The sequence below is a fragment of the Pseudomonas urmiensis genome, from assembly GCF_014268815.2.
Lineage (GTDB): Bacteria > Pseudomonadota > Gammaproteobacteria > Pseudomonadales > Pseudomonadaceae > Aquipseudomonas > Aquipseudomonas urmiensis.
The window spans coordinates 535619-550761 of the sequence record NZ_JABWRE020000001.1 but is presented as its reverse complement, the minus strand read 5'-3'; the positions used below and the strand labels follow the sequence as shown (position 1 = coordinate 550761).

Here is a 15143-nt window from a genome sequence, read left to right as displayed (position 1 = left end):
CGATAGCACGAAGCCTGGCCAAGGCCAGGCTTCGTCGACAGAAACCCCGTAGGAGGTGTCTGAGGGTTCAGTACGAACGTTCAGACATCCTCGGCTGCTGCCTTTTTACCATCTCTTGCTTAGCCGCGAAACTCGGCACGACCACGGTACACCGCCTTGGCGCCCAGTTGCTCTTCGATGCGCAGCAGCTGGTTGTACTTGGAGACGCGGTCGGAACGGCACAGCGAACCGGTCTTGATCTGGCCAGCAGCGGTACCCACGGCCAGGTCAGCGATGGTCGAATCTTCGGTTTCGCCCGAACGGTGCGAGATGACCGCAGTGTAGCCAGCGGCCTTGGCCATCTGGATAGCTTCCAGGGTCTCGGTCAGCGAGCCGATCTGGTTGAACTTGATCAGGATCGAGTTACCGATGCCCTTCTCGATACCTTCCTTGAGGATCTTGGTGTTGGTCACGAACAGGTCGTCACCGACCAGTTGCACCTTCTCGCCGATCTTGTCGGTGAGGATCTTCCAGCCAGCCCAGTCGGACTCGTCCAGGCCATCTTCGATCGAGATGATCGGGAAACGCTCGGTCAGGCCTTTGAGGTAGTCAGCGAAACCTTCGGCGTCGAACGACTTGCCTTCGCCGGACAGGTTGTACTTGCCGTCTTCATAGAACTCAGAGGCGGCGCAGTCCAGGGCCAGGGTCACGTCGGTACCCAGCTTGTAGCCAGCGTTGGCGACAGCTTCGGCGATAGCGGCCAGGGCATCTTCGTTGGAGGTCAGGTTCGGCGCGAAACCGCCTTCGTCACCGACGGCAGTGTTCAGGCCACGGGCCTTGAGCACAGCTTTGAGGTGGTGGAAGATTTCGGTGCCCATGCGCAGGCCATCGGAGAAGGTCTTGGCGCCAACGGGCTGAACCATGAACTCTTGGATGTCGACGTTGTTATCGGCGTGCTCACCACCGTTGATGATGTTCATCATCGGAACAGGCATGGAGTACTGGCCAGGGGTGCCGTTGAGGTTGGCAATGTGCGCGTACAGCGGCAGGTCCTGGTCCTGGGCGGCGGCTTTGGCGGCAGCCAGGGACACAGCCAGGATAGCGTTGGCGCCCAGCTTGGCCTTGTTCTCGGTACCGTCCAGCTCGATCATGGCGCGGTCGAGGGCTTTCTGGTCGAGTGGATCCTTGCCCAGCAGCAGGTCGCGGATCGGGCCGTTGATGTTGGCAACGGCTTTCAGCACGCCCTTGCCCATGTAACGGCTCTTGTCGCCATCACGCAGCTCCAGCGCTTCGCGCGAGCCGGTGGAAGCACCGGACGGCGCGCAAGCGCTGCCGATGATGCCGTTGTCGAGCAGTACATCGGCTTCCACGGTGGGGTTGCCACGCGAATCGAGAACTTCACGACCTTTGATGTCGACGATCTTTGCCATTGTTGTAAGCACTCCAGAATTGACGAAAACAACGCAGCTTAGGGAATTCGAGCCTTTCACCAGGCGAATATGCAGAGGGCAGGCCTGGCGAAGGGGGAGCCCCTGACCGGAAGGTCAGGGGTAGAACGGGCGGTACTTTACCCGAGAAATGAGCTTTACGCGGTTTCTACCGTCGGAAAACTTTTCACCAGGTCGTCCAGCTGCTTGAGCTGAGCCAGGAACGGCTCCAGCTTGTCCAGACGCAGGGCACACGGGCCATCGCACTTGGCGTTGTCCGGATCCGGATGGGCTTCCAGGAACAAGCCCGCCAGGCCTTGGCTCATACCCGCCTTGGCCAGGTCGGTAACCTGCGCACGGCGACCACCGGCGGAGTCGGCGCGACCACCCGGGGTTTGCAGGGCGTGGGTCACGTCGAAGAACACCGGGTACTCGAACTGCTTCATGATGCCGAAGCCGAGCATGTCGACCACCAGGTTGTTGTAGCCGAAGCTCGAACCACGCTCGCAGAGGATCAGCTGGTCGTTACCCGCTTCGACGCACTTGTTGAGAATATGCTTCATCTCTTGCGGTGCGAGGAACTGGGCCTTCTTGATGTTGATCACCGCGCCGGTCTTGGCCATGGCCACCACCAGATCGGTCTGCCGCGAGAGGAAGGCAGGCAACTGGATGATGTCGCACACCTTGGCTACCGGCTCGCACTGGTACGGTTCGTGGACATCGGTGATCACCGGCACATTGAAGGTCTGCTTGATCTCTTCGAAGATCTTCAGCCCTTCTTCCATGCCAGGACCACGGTACGAGGTGACCGAGGAACGGTTAGCCTTGTCGAAGCTCGCCTTGAACACGTAGGGGATACCGAGCTTCTCGGTAACCCGCACGTACTCTTCGCAGACCTTCATGGCCAGGTCACGCGATTCCAGCACGTTCATGCCGCCGAACAGGACGAACGGCTTGTCGTTGGCGATCTCGATGTTACCGACGCGAATGATCTTCTGGGTCATGGATCAGGCCTTGTTCTTCTGCGCCAGAGCTGCCTTGACGAAACCACTGAACAGCGGGTGGCCGTCACGCGGGGTCGAGGTGAACTCTGGGTGGAACTGGCAAGCGACGAACCATGGATGATCCTTGGACTCGACCACTTCGACCAGCGCACCGTCGCCGGAACGACCGGAGATCACCAGACCAGCATCGACCAGCTGTGGCAGCAGGTTGTTGTTGACTTCGTAGCGGTGGCGGTGACGCTCGACGATCACATCCTTGCCGTAGCAGTCATGGACTTTCGAGTTACCGCTGAGCTGGCATTCCTGTGCACCCAGACGCATGGTGCCGCCCAGGTCGGAGGCCTCGGTACGGGTTTCGACGGTACCGGTGTTGTCGGCCCACTCCGTGATCAGGCCAACCACCGGATGACCGCTGTTGCGATCGAACTCGGTGGAGTTGGCGTCGGTCCAGCCCATGACGTTACGGGCGAACTCGATCACGGCGACCTGCATGCCCAGGCAGATGCCCAGGTATGGCACTTTGTTCTCACGGGCGAACTGCACAGCCTTGATCTTGCCTTCGACGCCGCGCAGACCGAAACCACCCGGAACCAGGATGGCGTCAGCGCCTTCGAGCAGGCTGGTGCCTTGGTTCTCGATGTCTTCGGAGTCGATGTAGCGCAGGTTGACCTTGGTACGGTTCTGGATACCGGCGTGGCTCATCGCTTCGATCAGCGACTTGTAGGCATCGAGCAGTTCCATGTACTTGCCGACCATGGCGATGGTGACTTCCTGCTCTGGGTTGAGCTTGGCGTCTACCACCTTGTCCCACTCGGACAGGTCGGCACCGTTGCACTGCAGGCCGAAGCGCTCGACGACGAAGTCGTCCAGGCCCTGGGCATGCAGTACGCCTGGGATCTTGTAGATGGTGTCGACGTCTTCCAGGGAGATCACCGCACGCTCTTCAACGTTGGTGAACAGTGCAATCTTGCGGCGCGAGGAAGCGTCGACCGGGTGGTCGGAGCGGCAGATCAGCACGTCAGGCTGCAGGCCGATGGAGCGCAGCTCCTTGACCGAGTGCTGGGTCGGCTTGGTCTTGGTCTCGCCAGCGGTGGCGATGTACGGGACCAGGGTCAGGTGCATCAGCATGGCGCGCTTGGAGCCCACTTCGACGCGCAGCTGGCGGATGGCCTCGAGGAACGGCTGCGACTCGATGTCACCCACGGTACCGCCGATTTCCACCAGGGCCACGTCGGCATCGCCGGCGCCCTTGATGATGCGACGCTTGATCTCGTCGGTGATGTGCGGGATGACCTGGATGGTCGCGCCCAGGTAATCACCACGGCGCTCTTTGCGCAGCACGTGCTCGTAGATACGGCCGGTGGTGAAGTTGTTGTTCTGGGTCATCGTGGTGCGGATGAACCGCTCGTAGTGGCCCAGGTCAAGGTCGGTCTCGGCGCCGTCGTGGGTGACGAACACCTCACCGTGCTGGAACGGGCTCATGGTGCCCGGATCGACGTTGATGTACGGATCCAGCTTGAGCATGGTGACCTTCAGGCCCCGCGCTTCCAGGATGGCCGCCAGGGAAGCCGAGGCAATGCCTTTCCCCAATGAAGAAACAACACCGCCCGTGACGAATATGTAGCGCGTCATGAAAAACCCTAGAAGTCTGCGTTAAAGCGGCCAGCGCCGCCGGAGAAAGCGAAGGAAGGCCGAAGCCCCCGATCACCTGCGTCAATCACAGTGCATCTCGAAAAACTGCCGCGTCTGTACAGACCAGGGGTTTCCCCGGCATGGAGCTCGCTCGTCATTTTAAGAAATCAGCCCAGCAAAAAACTGCTTGGTAATCGGCAACTGCTGTGTTTTCGATGAAGCCACAGAAGTTGTATCAAGAAGGGAGGGTAGTCTACCGGAATGTACCCTTCAGCTCAAACCTTGCGCGTTCGTCGGCATCTGCCAATGCAACTGGCAGTCGCCCTGCCCCAGTGCAGGCAAATTGGCCACTGCCAGCAAACGCTCGCCCTGATACAGCAAAGGCAAGCGTGAACGCAGGAAATGCGGGACCTGCTGCTCGTTGAGCAGGCGCTTGAGATCGCGCCGGCCTCGCCCGGCCAGCTCCAGCACTTCACCGCCCTGGCGATAGGCGATATGCAGGTTTTGCAGGGGTGGAGCGCTGCACAGGCGCACGCTGCCATTGCCTGGCAGGTGCAGCGGTTTGCTGGGATCAGCCCATGGCTGGGTACCCTCAGGAGTTTGGAGCCAGTCGCCGCTCAGCCACCAGATGCGGCCATGGCTGCGCTGCAGCACACCGTCGGTCAGACGCCACACTGGCTGGGCATCGACAGCGGCATCACGCAGGGCCTCCCAGCCTACCCAGTGCCGTGCGTCGGGTAACCGCGTGCGCGCACTGAGCCAATACTGCAAGGCGTTGCGCTGACGAGTGACTGACAACGCCCGCAAGGCATCCAGGGCCAGTGAATCCAAGCCCTGCCATGGCGTCGATGCACTTTGCTCGGCGCCAGCAAGGTCATCGCGAGCGAGCTCGTCCAGCAAGCCCAGCGCTTCGCTCAGGTGTTCGGCACTGCGCGCCAGGTTCTGCTCAGCCTGCGGCCAACGCTGATGTAGCAGTGGCAATACTTCCCTGCGCAGGTAGTTGCGCGCGAACGTGGTATCGCCATTACTGGGATCTTCGATCCAGGCCAGCCGGGCGTGTTCGGCATACGCTTGAAGCTGCCTGCGCGACAGGTTCAGCAGCGGCCTGACCAGCCGACCCTGCCCTACCGGCCGGGATGCGGGCATGCCGGCCAGACCGCGCAGCCCTGCCCCGCGCAACAAGCGAAACAGCAAGGTTTCAGCCTGGTCGTCGCGGTGCTGCCCGGTGAACAGCACATCGCCTGGGCCGAGGGTATCGATGAAGGCCTTGTAGCGCGCATTACGGGCTGCCTGTTCGAGGCTGGCGCCGGGAGCGACCTGGACGTGGATAACCTGCAGCTCGATAGCCAGGCTGTCGCAGATGGATTGGCAATGGGCGGGCCAGCCGTCGGCAGCAGGCTGCAGGCCGTGGTGGACATGGATGGCGCGCAAGGGCGGTGTGGCGTGAGTGCTGGCGTAGTCAGCCAGAAGGTGCAGGAGGACAGTGGAGTCCAGGCCACCGGAGAAGGCGACGTACCAGTTTGCGCTGTTCAGCCATGGAGACAGAGCTAACTTGATCATCGGTTTCCCGCCTGGTAGCGCACTGGGGCCGCTTTGCGGCCCTTCGCGGGCAAGCCCGCTCCCACAGGGATAACGCCGAACTTGAGAGCGCGCTGTACCTGTAGGCCCACAGAATTAGCGCTTGCCTCGAGCACCTCGCTAACCTTGTGGGAGCGGGCTCGCCCGCGAAGGGCCGCAAAGCGGCCCCCAGCAGATCAGAGACCGTAGCTCATCAGGCGATCATAACGGCGCTTGAGCAGGGCTTCGTTATCGAGCTTGCCGAGCATATCCAGCTGCTCGACCAGGTCGGCACGGATGCTTTCGGACATTTTCGCAGGGTCGCGGTGGGCGCCGCCCAGCGGCTCCTGGATGACCTTGTCGACGATGTTCAGGCTCTTCAAGCGCTCGGCAGTGATACCCATCGCTTCAGCGGCATCGGCAGCCTTGTCGGCGGTCTTCCACAGGATCGAGGCGCAACCTTCCGGCGAGATCACCGAGTAGGTGGAGTACTGCAGCATGTTCAGCTGGTCGCACACGCCAATGGCCAGTGCGCCGCCCGAACCACCTTCACCGATCACGGTAGCGATGATCGGCGTCTTCAGGCGGGCCATGACGCGCAAGTTCCAGGCAATCGCCTCGCTCTGGTTGCGCTCTTCGGCGTCGATACCTGGATAGGCGCCCGGAGTATCGATGAAGGTCAGGATCGGCATCTTGAAGCGTTCGGCCATTTCCATCAGGCGGCAGGCCTTGCGGTAGCCTTCCGGACGCGGCATGCCGAAGTTGCGGCGCACCTTCTCACGGACTTCACGGCCCTTCTGGTGACCGATGACCATCACCGGCTTGCCATCCAGACGCGCAGTACCACCTACGATGGCGGCGTCATCGGAGAAGTGACGATCACCGTGCAGCTCTTCGAACTCGGTGAAGATGTGCTGCAGGTAGTCCAGGGTATAAGGACGACGCGGGTGACGTGCCAGGCGGGCGATCTGCCAGCTGGTCAGATTGCCGAAAATGCTTTCGGTGAGGGTGCTGCTCTTGTCTTGCAGACGGGCAATCTCATCGCTGATGTTCAGCGAGTTGTCGTTACCGACCAGGCGCAGCTCTTCGATCTTGGCTTGCAGGTCGGCAATCGGCTGTTCGAAATCGAGGAAATTCGGGTTCATAGGCATCCGTCTTGGGTCTACGGCCAGGCGGCCGGCCGGTTGATCCGTTTGGCGCCCTACCTTAAGGGATCAGGCGCGTTCAGGTCGAGATTAAAATTCGTCGCTTTAGCGGTATTGCAGGAAGACGTTCTCACGCCCGAACTGGTCACGCAGGGCCTGAATCAGGCCATCGGCTGGGTCAATTGACCATTCGTCGCCAAAGCGCAACATGGCTTTGGCATCACTGCCGGTATATTCCAGGGTGATCGGGCACCCCCCGCGATGGCGGGTGATCAATTCACCCAGCCAGCTCAGCCGATCGCCCTTGAGGGCGTCATGCGCCACTTTAAGGCGCAGGCTTTCGGCCAGCCGCGTGCGCGCATCTTCCATGGTCATCACTTGCTTGACCCGCAGGCGCAGGCCGCCGGAGAAGTCGTCGTTACTGACCTCGCCTTCGATCACTACCATCGCATCGGTCTGCAACAGCGCTTGCGCGGCCATGAAGGCGTCGGCGAACAGCGAGGCCTCGATCCGCCCAGAGCGGTCGTCGAGGGTGACGAAGCCCATCTTGTCGCCCTTCTTGTTCTTCATTACCCGCAGAGCAATGATCATGCCGGCCACCGTTTGCACTTCACGGGACGGCTTGAGGTCGATGATGCGCTGGCGGGCGAAGCGGCGGATCTCGCTTTCGTATTCGTCGATCGGGTGACCGGTGAGGTACAGGCCGAGGGTGTCTTTCTCGCCCTTCAAGCGCTCCTTGAGGGTCAGCTCACGGACCTTGTGGTGGTTGGCGTAGACGTCGACATCTTCTTCGACGAACAGCCCGCCAAACAGGTCGACGTGACCGCTGTCGGCCGTACGCGCGGTCTGTTCGGCCGATTTCACCGCTTCTTCCAGTGCCGACAGCAGCACGGCCCGGTTGCGGTCGATGTTGGCCTGGTAGGCCTTGATCTCGTCATGGAAGTGCGGGCCGAGACGGTCCAGCGCACCACTGCGGATCAACGCATCGAGGGTACGCTTGTTGACTCGCTTGAGGTCGATACGCTCGCAGAAATCGAACAAGTCCTTGAACGGCCCGCCCTTGGCCCGCGCCTCGACGATCGCTTCCACCGGCCCCTCCCCGACGCCCTTGATCGCGCCCAGGCCATAGATGATGCGGCCATCGTCGTTGACCGTAAACTTGAACTCGGACATGTTCACATCCGGCGCATCGAGGCGCAGCTTCATGCTGCGCACTTCCTCGATCAGCACCACCACCTTGTCGGTGTTGTGCATATCCGCCGACAGCACCGCAGCCATGAACGGCGCCGGGTAATGCGTCTTGAGCCAGGCGGTCTGATAGGAAACCAGACCATAGGCCGCCGAGTGCGACTTGTTGAAACCGTAGCCGGCGAACTTTTCGACCAGGTCGAAGATGTTCCCCGCCAAGTCGCCATCGATGCCGTTGTTGGCACAACCTTCGATGAAGCCCCCGCGCTGCTTGGCCATCTCTTCGGGCTTTTTCTTACCCATCGCTCGGCGCAGCATGTCGGCGCCACCGAGGGTATAGCCGGCCATGACCTGGGCGATCTGCATCACCTGTTCCTGATACAGGATGATGCCGTAGGTCGGTGCCAGCACCGGCTGCAGGCCTTCGTACTGGTAGTCCGGGTGCGGGTAGGCCAGCTCGGCGCGACCATGCTTACGGTTGATGAAGTCATCCACCATGCCCGACTGCAGCGGGCCTGGGCGGAACAGCGCCACCAGTGCGATGAGGTCTTCCAGGCAGTCGGGCTTGAGCTTTTTGATCAGCTCTTTCATGCCGCGCGATTCGAGCTGGAACACCGCCGTGGTTTCGGCCTTTTGCAGCAGCTCGTAGGTCTTCTTGTCGTCCAGTGGGATGAAGTCGATATTCAGGTCGGGCAGGCCGCTCTTGGCCTGCTCACGGTTGATCGTCTCCATCGCCCACTTGATGATGGTCAGGGTCCGCAGGCCGAGGAAGTCGAACTTCACCAGGCCAGCAGCCTCGACGTCATCCTTGTCGAACTGGGTTACCAGGCCGCCGCCTTCTTCGTCACAAGCAATGGGCGAGAAATCAGTGAGCTTGGTCGGTGCGATAACCACACCACCGGCGTGCTTGCCGGTACCCCGGGTAACCCCCTCGAGCTTGAGGGCCATGTCCCAGATCTCGCGGCCATCCTCGTCGCCCTTGAGGAAGTCACGCAGGATCTCTTCCTGCTCGTAGGCCTTCTCCAGGGTCATGCCGACTTCGAACGGAATCATCTTCGACAGACGGTCGGCCAGGCCATAGGACTTGCCTTGCACCCGCGCAACGTCGCGCACCACTGCCTTGGCCGCCATGGTGCCGAAGGTGATGATCTGGCTGACCGCGTTACGCCCGTAGGCATCGGCCACATACTCGATCACTCGGTCCCGACCGTCCATGCAGAAGTCGACGTCGAAGTCGGGCATCGATACCCGTTCCGGGTTGAGGAAACGCTCGAACAGCAGGTCGTAGGCCAGCGGGTCGAGGTCGGTAATCTTCAGCACATACGCAACCAGCGAGCCTGCACCCGAACCCCGGCCTGGACCTACTGGCACGCCGTTGTTCTTGGCCCACTTGATGAAGTCCATAACGATCAGGAAGTAACCGGGGAAGCCCATCTGGATGATGATATCCAGCTCGAACTTCAAGCGGTCGAGGTAGACCTGGCGCTTGGCCTCGTAATCTTCAGTGGTGTCCTTGGGCAGGATGACCGTCAGGCGCTCTTCCAGGCCTTCATGGGAAACATGGCGCAGATAGTCGTCGATACCCATGCCGTTGGGCGTGGGGAAGTCAGGCAGGAAGTGCTTGCCCAGCTGCACCTGGATGTTGCAGCGCTTGGCGATCTCGACGGTGTTGGCGATGGCATCCGGCAGGTCGCTGAACAGCTCGGCCATCTCTTCCGGGCTTTTCAGGTACTGCTGGTCGCTGTACATGCGCGGACGACGTGGGTCGTCCAGGGTCCAACCCTCGCCGATACAGACGCGCGTCTCGTGGGCATCGAAGTCGGTTTGCTTGATGAAGCGCACATCGTTGGTTGCCACCAGCGGCGCACCCAGCCGGTCGGCCAGGGCCACGGCAGCGTGCAGGTACTCTTCGTCGCCGGCACGATTGGTGCGCTGCACCTCGACATAGAAGCGCTCAGGGAACATCGCCATCCAGTCGCGCAGCAACGCCTCGGCGTCATCGGTGCGACCGCCAAGCAAGGCCATGCCGATATCACCCTCGCGGGCCGCAGACAGGGCAATCAGCCCTTCGCTGGCCGGCGCGATCCAGTCACGCTGGATGATCACCAGGCCATTGCGCTGACCATCGACCCAACCGCGCGAGATCAGCTCGGTGAGGTTGCGATAGCCCTTGGGGTTCATGGCCAAAAAGCAGATGCGCGACAGCGGTGCTTCCGGGTCTGCACCGGCCAGCCACAGGTCGGCGCCGCAGATCGGCTTGATCCCGGCGCCCATGGCGTTCTTGTAGAACTTCACCAGCGAGCACATGTTGCTCTGGTCGGTAATCGCCACCGCCGGCATGTTCATCCCGGCCAAGGCCTTGGCCAGCGGCTTGATCCGCACCAGGCCATCGACCAGGGAGAACTCGGAGTGCACGCGAAGGTGAACGAAGGAAACCGACATGGAGGGTCCTATAGCAGAGCAAGACAACAAGCGCGGGATTGTACCGCAACAGGCAAAGATTGAGTGGCGCGGTGAAACAATTGGGGCCGCTGCGCGGCCCCAATAAGCGGATCAGATCAGCGAGGTAGAGACGCCCTCACGCGCCTCCCAAGCCGCACGCACCGGCGCGAACGAGCGCCGGTGAATCGGCGTTGGCCCTAACCGTGCCAGCGCTTCCAGATGCACCGGAGTCGGATACCCCTTGTGCCCGCCCATCCCATAACCCGGATAGATCAGCTCGAACGCGCTCATCTCCCGATCACGGGTGACCTTGGCCAAAATCGACGCCGCAGCGATCGCCGGCACCTGGGCATCGCCCTGCACCACCGGCGCCGCTGGCACGGCCAGCTTGGGGCAACGATTGCCGTCGATCAGCGCCAGTTTCGGCGTGATGCTCAAGCCCTCGACCGCGCGCTGCATGGCCAGCATGGTCGCCTGGAGAATGTTCAGGCGGTCGATCTCTTCGACCTCGGCGCGAGCAATGCAAAAGGCCAGGGCCTTTTCACAGATTTCGTCAAACAGCGCCTCGCGCTTGGCCTCGGTGAGCTTCTTCGAGTCGTTCAGGCCCAGGATCGGCCGCTTGGGGTCAAGAATCACCGCAGCGGTGACCACCGCGCCGCACAGCGGGCCGCGACCGACTTCATCGACACCGGCGACCAGCTCTTCGACCAGGTTGAAATCCAGTCCCATCTGCATCTAGCGTTGCTCCAGCAAGGCAAGCACCGCCTCTGCCGCCTGGTTCGAGGCGTCACGACGCAAGGTGCGGTGAATCTGATCAAAGCTTTCGGTTTGCTGGCTGCCATCGGCCACCAGTGGGGCCAGGGTCTGCGCCAGGGCCTCGCTGGTCGCAGCGTCCTGCAGCAGTTCGGGCACCAACAGGCGCTGAGCCAGCAGGTTGGGCAACGACACGTACGGGCTCTTCACCAGGCGCTTGAGGATCCAGTAGGTCAACGGTGCCAGGCGATAGGCGACTACCATCGGCCGTTTGTACAGCATCGCCTCCAGCGTCGCCGTGCCCGAAGCGATCAACACCGCGTCGCAGGCTGCCAGCGCTTGGTGCGACTGACCGTCAAGCAAGGTCAACGGCAGGTCGCGGCCTTCGAGCATCTGCTCAACCTGGGCGCGACGCGCCTGATTGGCGCATGGCAGCACGAAGCGCACCCCCGGCACCAACTGGCGCAGGCGCTCGGCGGCATCCATGAACAACGCGCCCAAACGGCCGACTTCACCGCCGCGGCTGCCCGGCATCAACGCGACCAGTGGCCCCGCGCTCAAGCCAAGTTCAGCGCGCGCGGCTTGTCGATCAGCATCCAGCGGGATGGTATCGGCCAGCGGATGACCGACGAAGCGCACCGGTACGCCCTGCTCTTCGTAGAACCGCGCCTCGAATGGCAGCAGCGTCAGCATCAGGTCGCAACCTTCACGGATCTTCAGCACCCGCTTCTGCCGCCACGCCCACACCGAAGGGCTGACGTAGTGCACGGTCTTGATTCCGGCCTGACGCAGCTTGAGTTCGATATTGAGGGTGAAATCCGGCGCATCGATGCCGATGAACACATCCGGCTTCTCGGCGATCAGTGTCTGGATCAAGGCCTTGCGGCGCTTGAGCAGCTCGCGTAGGCGCCCCAGCACTTCCACCAGGCCCATCACCGCCAGGCGCTCCATGGGGAAGTACGACTGCATGCCTTCGGCTTCCATCAACGGACCGCCGACGCCGATGAACCGCACCTCGGGATGACGCGCCTTGAGCGCACGCATCAAGCCCGAGCCAAGAATGTCGCCGCTGGCCTCGCCCGCGACCAACGCTACGCAGAGCTGGCCCATGTCAGCGGGTGATGCCGCGAGCGGAATTCACGATCGACTCACGGAACAGCGCAACCTCAGGGTGTTGGCTGGCGAGCTCTTCGAGCTCTTTGAGCGCGTCTTCAACCGTCAGGCCTTGGCGATAGACCGTCTTGTAGGCGCGTCGCAAGGCATGGATCACTTCATCGCTGAAACCACGACGACGCATACCCTCGAAGTTCATGCTGCGCGCTTCGGCAGGGCTGCCGAACACGGTGACGAAGGCTGGCACGTCTTTGCCGATCGCGGTGCCCATGCCAGAAAACGCATGCGCGCCAATATGGCAGTACTGATGCACCAGGGTGTAACCAGACAGGATCGCCCAGTCGCCAACGTGCACATGGCCCGCCAGGGCAGTGTTATTGACCAGGATGCAATGATTGCCGATCACGCTGTCGTGGCCGATGTGGGCATAGGCCATGATCAGGTTGTGATCGCCCAGGGTGGTTTCCGCGCGGTCCTGGATAGTGCCACGGTGGATGGTCACGCCTTCGCGAATGACATTGTGGTCGCCAATCACCAAGCGCGTGGCCTCACCCTTGTACTTGAGGTCAGGGGTGTCTTCACCAATCGAGGAAAACTGGTAGATGCGGTTGTGCTTGCCGATCCGGGTCGGCCCTTTGAGCACAACGTGCGGGCCGATGACGGTGCCCTCCCCGATTTCGACATCGGGCCCTACGATCGACCAGGGGCCCACCTCGACGCCATCGGCCAGCTTGGCCGAAGGGTCGATGATCGCCCGCGGATCAATCGAATTCATAGGGAACGTTCCGCGCAGGTAATTTCAGCCGAGCAGACTGGCTTGCCATCGACCAGGGCGCGGCACTCGAACTTCCAGATCATGCTCTTGCGGCTGAGGAACTTGGCTTCCAGCACCAGTTGATCGCCCGGCAGTACCGGCTGACGGAAACGCAGCTTGTCGGAGCCGACGAAATAGTAGAGCGTGCCATCGGCAGGCTTGGCGTCAAGCATCTTGAATCCGAGAATCCCGGCCGCCTGGGCCATCGCCTCGATGATCAGCACGCCCGGCATGATTGGATGCGCGGGGAAATGGCCATTGAAGAACGGCTCATTGATGCTGACATTCTTGTAGGCACGAATGCTCTGGGCCTCGAAGTCCAGCTCCGTCACACGGTCCACCAACAGGAACGGGTAACGGTGAGGCAGGTATTCGCGAATCTCGTTGATGTCCATCATTTCGGGGGGAAGCCTGTAATAAGAATAGGGAGCGCAGGTGCTGACCACACGCTCCTTTTGCAATCCAAAGAGGAGCCAGCTAGCGACGGTTCACTCTTGCTCAGGAAATGGTATCAGCCTTCTGATGTCGGCTGGCCACCTGAGGTCACGGTATCGACACGTTTTTCCAGTTGCTGGAGACGCTTGGCCATCTCGTCCAGCTGACGAATGCGCGCCGCGCTCTTGCGCCAATCGCCCAAGGTCTGCATGGCGGTACCCGAAGAATAGCCACCCGGCTCGGTGATCGAACGGGTAACCATGGTCATGCCGGAGACGAATACGTTGTCGCACACATCGATATGACCGACCATGCCGACGCCGCCGGCGATGGTGCAATGCTTGCCGATGCGGGTGCTGCCAGAAATGCCGACACAGGCCGCCATCGCGGTGTGGTCGCCAATTTGCACGTTGTGGGCGATCTGGATCTGGTTATCCAGCTTGACCCCGTCGCCAATGCGCGTGTCCGACAGCGCGCCGCGGTCGACCGCAGTGTTCACACCGATCTCGACATCGTCGCCAATGGTCACGCCGCCGATCTGGGCGATCTTGCGCCACACACCCTTCTCGTTGGCAAAGCCGAAGCCTTCACCGCCGATCACGGCGCCGGACTGAATGGTCACGCGCTGGCCGATGGTCACGTCGTGATACAACGTGACCCGCGGCGCCAACCAGCCACCTTCGCCAATCACGCAGCGAGCACCGATGAAGCAGTGCGCGCCGACGGTTACGTTGGCCGCGATCTGCGCACCACTCTCGATCACCGCGAACGGGCCGATGCTGGCGCTGGCGTCCACCTGGGCATCTTCGGCAACCACGGCGCTGGGATGAATACCCGCCACAGCCTTGGGCTTGGGATCGAACAGATGGGAGATGCGTGCATAGGCAAGGTAAGGATCAGCAACGATCAGCGCATTGCCCGCGTAACCTTCGGCATCCGCGGCCTTGAGCAGTACCGCCGCAGCCTGGGCGTTATCCAGGTACTTGCGGTACTGCGGATTGGCCAGGAAGCTCAACTGCCCGGGACCGGCCTCCTGCAAGGTGGCCAGGCCGGTGATTTGCAGCGACTCGGGCCCCTTGAGGGTGGCGCCGAGCGCCTCGGCCAGTTGGCCGAGCGTCATGGTCAGGGTCATATCAACGGGCTTGGTTCATGCGCTCGATGACTTGGCGAGTGATGTCGTACTGCGGTTTGACATCGATCACTGCGCCGCGCTCGAGCACCAGGTCAAAGCCACCCTTCTTGATCACTTCTTCCACAGCGCCGTCCAGCTTAGGCTTGAGCTGCTTGAGCATGTCGCGGTCGGCAACGGCCTTGGCTTCGTTGAGTTCCTTGGACTGGAACTGGAAGTCACGTGCTTTTTGCTTGAATTCGAGCTCCAGGCGCTCACGCTCTTGCTGCTGCATCTTGTCGCCGCCCTTGATCAGACGGTCCTGGATGCCCTTGGCGCTGCTTTCCAGGCTCTTGAGCTTGGTCAGTTGTGGGCCGAATTTCTTCTCCGCATCCACTGCGTACTTTTTCGCAGCGTCCGACTCGAGCAGTGCCATCTGGTAGTTCAGCACGGCAACTTTCATTTCGGCGAAAGCCGGGGTGGCGACCAGCGCCGCGGCCATAACGGCCATTTGAGTCAACTTACGCACGATGCACTCCTGAATAA

Annotated in this window: 12 protein-coding genes; all 12 read right to left on the bottom strand. The window is 61.5% G+C overall.

What is annotated here, in order from left to right:
- Positions 1-119 precede the first annotated feature (119 nt).
- Entirely contained in the window at positions 120-1409 is a 1290-nt protein-coding gene (eno, locus tag HU737_RS02445) for a phosphopyruvate hydratase (protein WP_186555419.1), read from the bottom strand.
- Between the two features lie 155 nt (positions 1410-1564).
- Positions 1565-2410 carry a 3-deoxy-8-phosphooctulonate synthase gene (gene kdsA / locus HU737_RS02440; protein ID WP_186555420.1) on the bottom strand — a complete coding sequence of 282 codons (846 nt, stop codon included), beginning with the start codon at positions 2408-2410 and terminating at the stop codon, positions 1565-1567.
- Between the two features lie 3 nt (positions 2411-2413).
- The gene (gene pyrG, locus HU737_RS02435; protein WP_186555421.1) at positions 2414-4042 is read right to left on the bottom strand and encodes a CTP synthase; all 1629 of its coding nucleotides are present in this window, start codon (positions 4040-4042) and stop codon (positions 2414-2416) included.
- A 270-nt stretch (positions 4043-4312) separates the two neighbouring features.
- On the bottom strand, positions 4313-5602 hold the full coding sequence (tilS, locus tag HU737_RS02430) for a tRNA lysidine(34) synthetase TilS (RefSeq protein WP_186555422.1): 1290 nt from the start codon (positions 5600-5602) through the stop codon (positions 4313-4315).
- Positions 5603-5796: 194 nt separating this feature from the next.
- The gene (locus tag HU737_RS02425) at positions 5797-6744 is read right to left on the bottom strand and encodes an acetyl-CoA carboxylase carboxyl transferase subunit alpha (protein WP_186555423.1); all 948 of its coding nucleotides are present in this window, start codon (positions 6742-6744) and stop codon (positions 5797-5799) included.
- Positions 6745-6849: 105 nt separating this feature from the next.
- Positions 6850-10374, bottom strand: a complete 3525-nt coding sequence (gene dnaE, locus HU737_RS02420; RefSeq protein WP_186555424.1) for a DNA polymerase III subunit alpha — start codon at positions 10372-10374, stop codon at positions 6850-6852.
- Between the two features lie 111 nt (positions 10375-10485).
- On the bottom strand, positions 10486-11109 hold the full coding sequence (gene rnhB, locus HU737_RS02415; RefSeq protein ID WP_186555425.1) for a ribonuclease HII: 624 nt from the start codon (positions 11107-11109) through the stop codon (positions 10486-10488).
- Positions 11110-12237: a lipid-A-disaccharide synthase gene (lpxB, locus tag HU737_RS02410; protein ID WP_186555426.1), complete on the bottom strand. Its 1128-nt coding sequence runs from the start codon at positions 12235-12237 to the stop codon at positions 11110-11112.
- 1 nt (position 12238) lies between these two features.
- A complete protein-coding gene (gene lpxA / locus HU737_RS02405) occupies positions 12239-13015 on the bottom strand; it encodes an acyl-ACP--UDP-N-acetylglucosamine O-acyltransferase (protein WP_186555427.1) in 777 nt (258 codons plus the stop codon).
- A complete protein-coding gene (gene fabZ, locus HU737_RS02400) occupies positions 13012-13452 on the bottom strand; it encodes a 3-hydroxyacyl-ACP dehydratase FabZ (protein WP_011535269.1) in 441 nt (146 codons plus the stop codon). The genes lpxA and fabZ overlap by 4 nt, the downstream gene beginning before the upstream one ends.
- A 113-nt stretch (positions 13453-13565) precedes the next feature.
- Positions 13566-14621 (bottom strand): UDP-3-O-(3-hydroxymyristoyl)glucosamine N-acyltransferase, encoded by a 1056-nt coding sequence (gene lpxD / locus HU737_RS02395; RefSeq protein ID WP_186555428.1) that lies wholly within the window; start codon positions 14619-14621, stop codon positions 13566-13568.
- Between the two features lies 1 nt (position 14622).
- Positions 14623-15126 (bottom strand): OmpH/Skp family outer membrane protein, encoded by a 504-nt coding sequence (locus HU737_RS02390; RefSeq protein ID WP_186555429.1) that lies wholly within the window; start codon positions 15124-15126, stop codon positions 14623-14625.
- Positions 15127-15143 lie beyond the last annotated feature (17 nt).

Bases quoted from the DNA above. Each gene is read 5' to 3' on its own strand.
- eno (WP_186555419.1), bottom strand. From the start codon at position 1,409: ATGGCAAAGATCGTCGACATCAAAGGTCGTGAAGTTCTCGATTCGCGT.
- kdsA (WP_186555420.1), bottom strand. From the start codon at position 2,410: ATGACCCAGAAGATCATTCGCGTCGGTAACATCGAGATCGCCAACGAC.
- pyrG (WP_186555421.1), bottom strand. From the start codon at position 4,042: ATGACGCGCTACATATTCGTCACGGGCGGTGTTGTTTCTTCATTGGGG.
- tilS (WP_186555422.1), bottom strand. From the start codon at position 5,602: ATGATCAAGTTAGCTCTGTCTCCATGGCTGAACAGCGCAAACTGGTAC.
- HU737_RS02425 (WP_186555423.1), bottom strand. From the start codon at position 6,744: ATGAACCCGAATTTCCTCGATTTCGAACAGCCGATTGCCGACCTGCAA.
- dnaE (WP_186555424.1), bottom strand. From the start codon at position 10,374: ATGTCGGTTTCCTTCGTTCACCTTCGCGTGCACTCCGAGTTCTCCCTG.
- rnhB (WP_186555425.1), bottom strand. From the start codon at position 11,109: ATGCAGATGGGACTGGATTTCAACCTGGTCGAAGAGCTGGTCGCCGGT.
- lpxB (WP_186555426.1), bottom strand. From the start codon at position 12,237: ATGGGCCAGCTCTGCGTAGCGTTGGTCGCGGGCGAGGCCAGCGGCGAC.
- lpxA (WP_186555427.1), bottom strand. From the start codon at position 13,015: ATGAATTCGATTGATCCGCGGGCGATCATCGACCCTTCGGCCAAGCTG.
- fabZ (WP_011535269.1), bottom strand. From the start codon at position 13,452: ATGATGGACATCAACGAGATTCGCGAATACCTGCCTCACCGTTACCCG.
- lpxD (WP_186555428.1), bottom strand. From the start codon at position 14,621: ATGACCCTGACCATGACGCTCGGCCAACTGGCCGAGGCGCTCGGCGCC.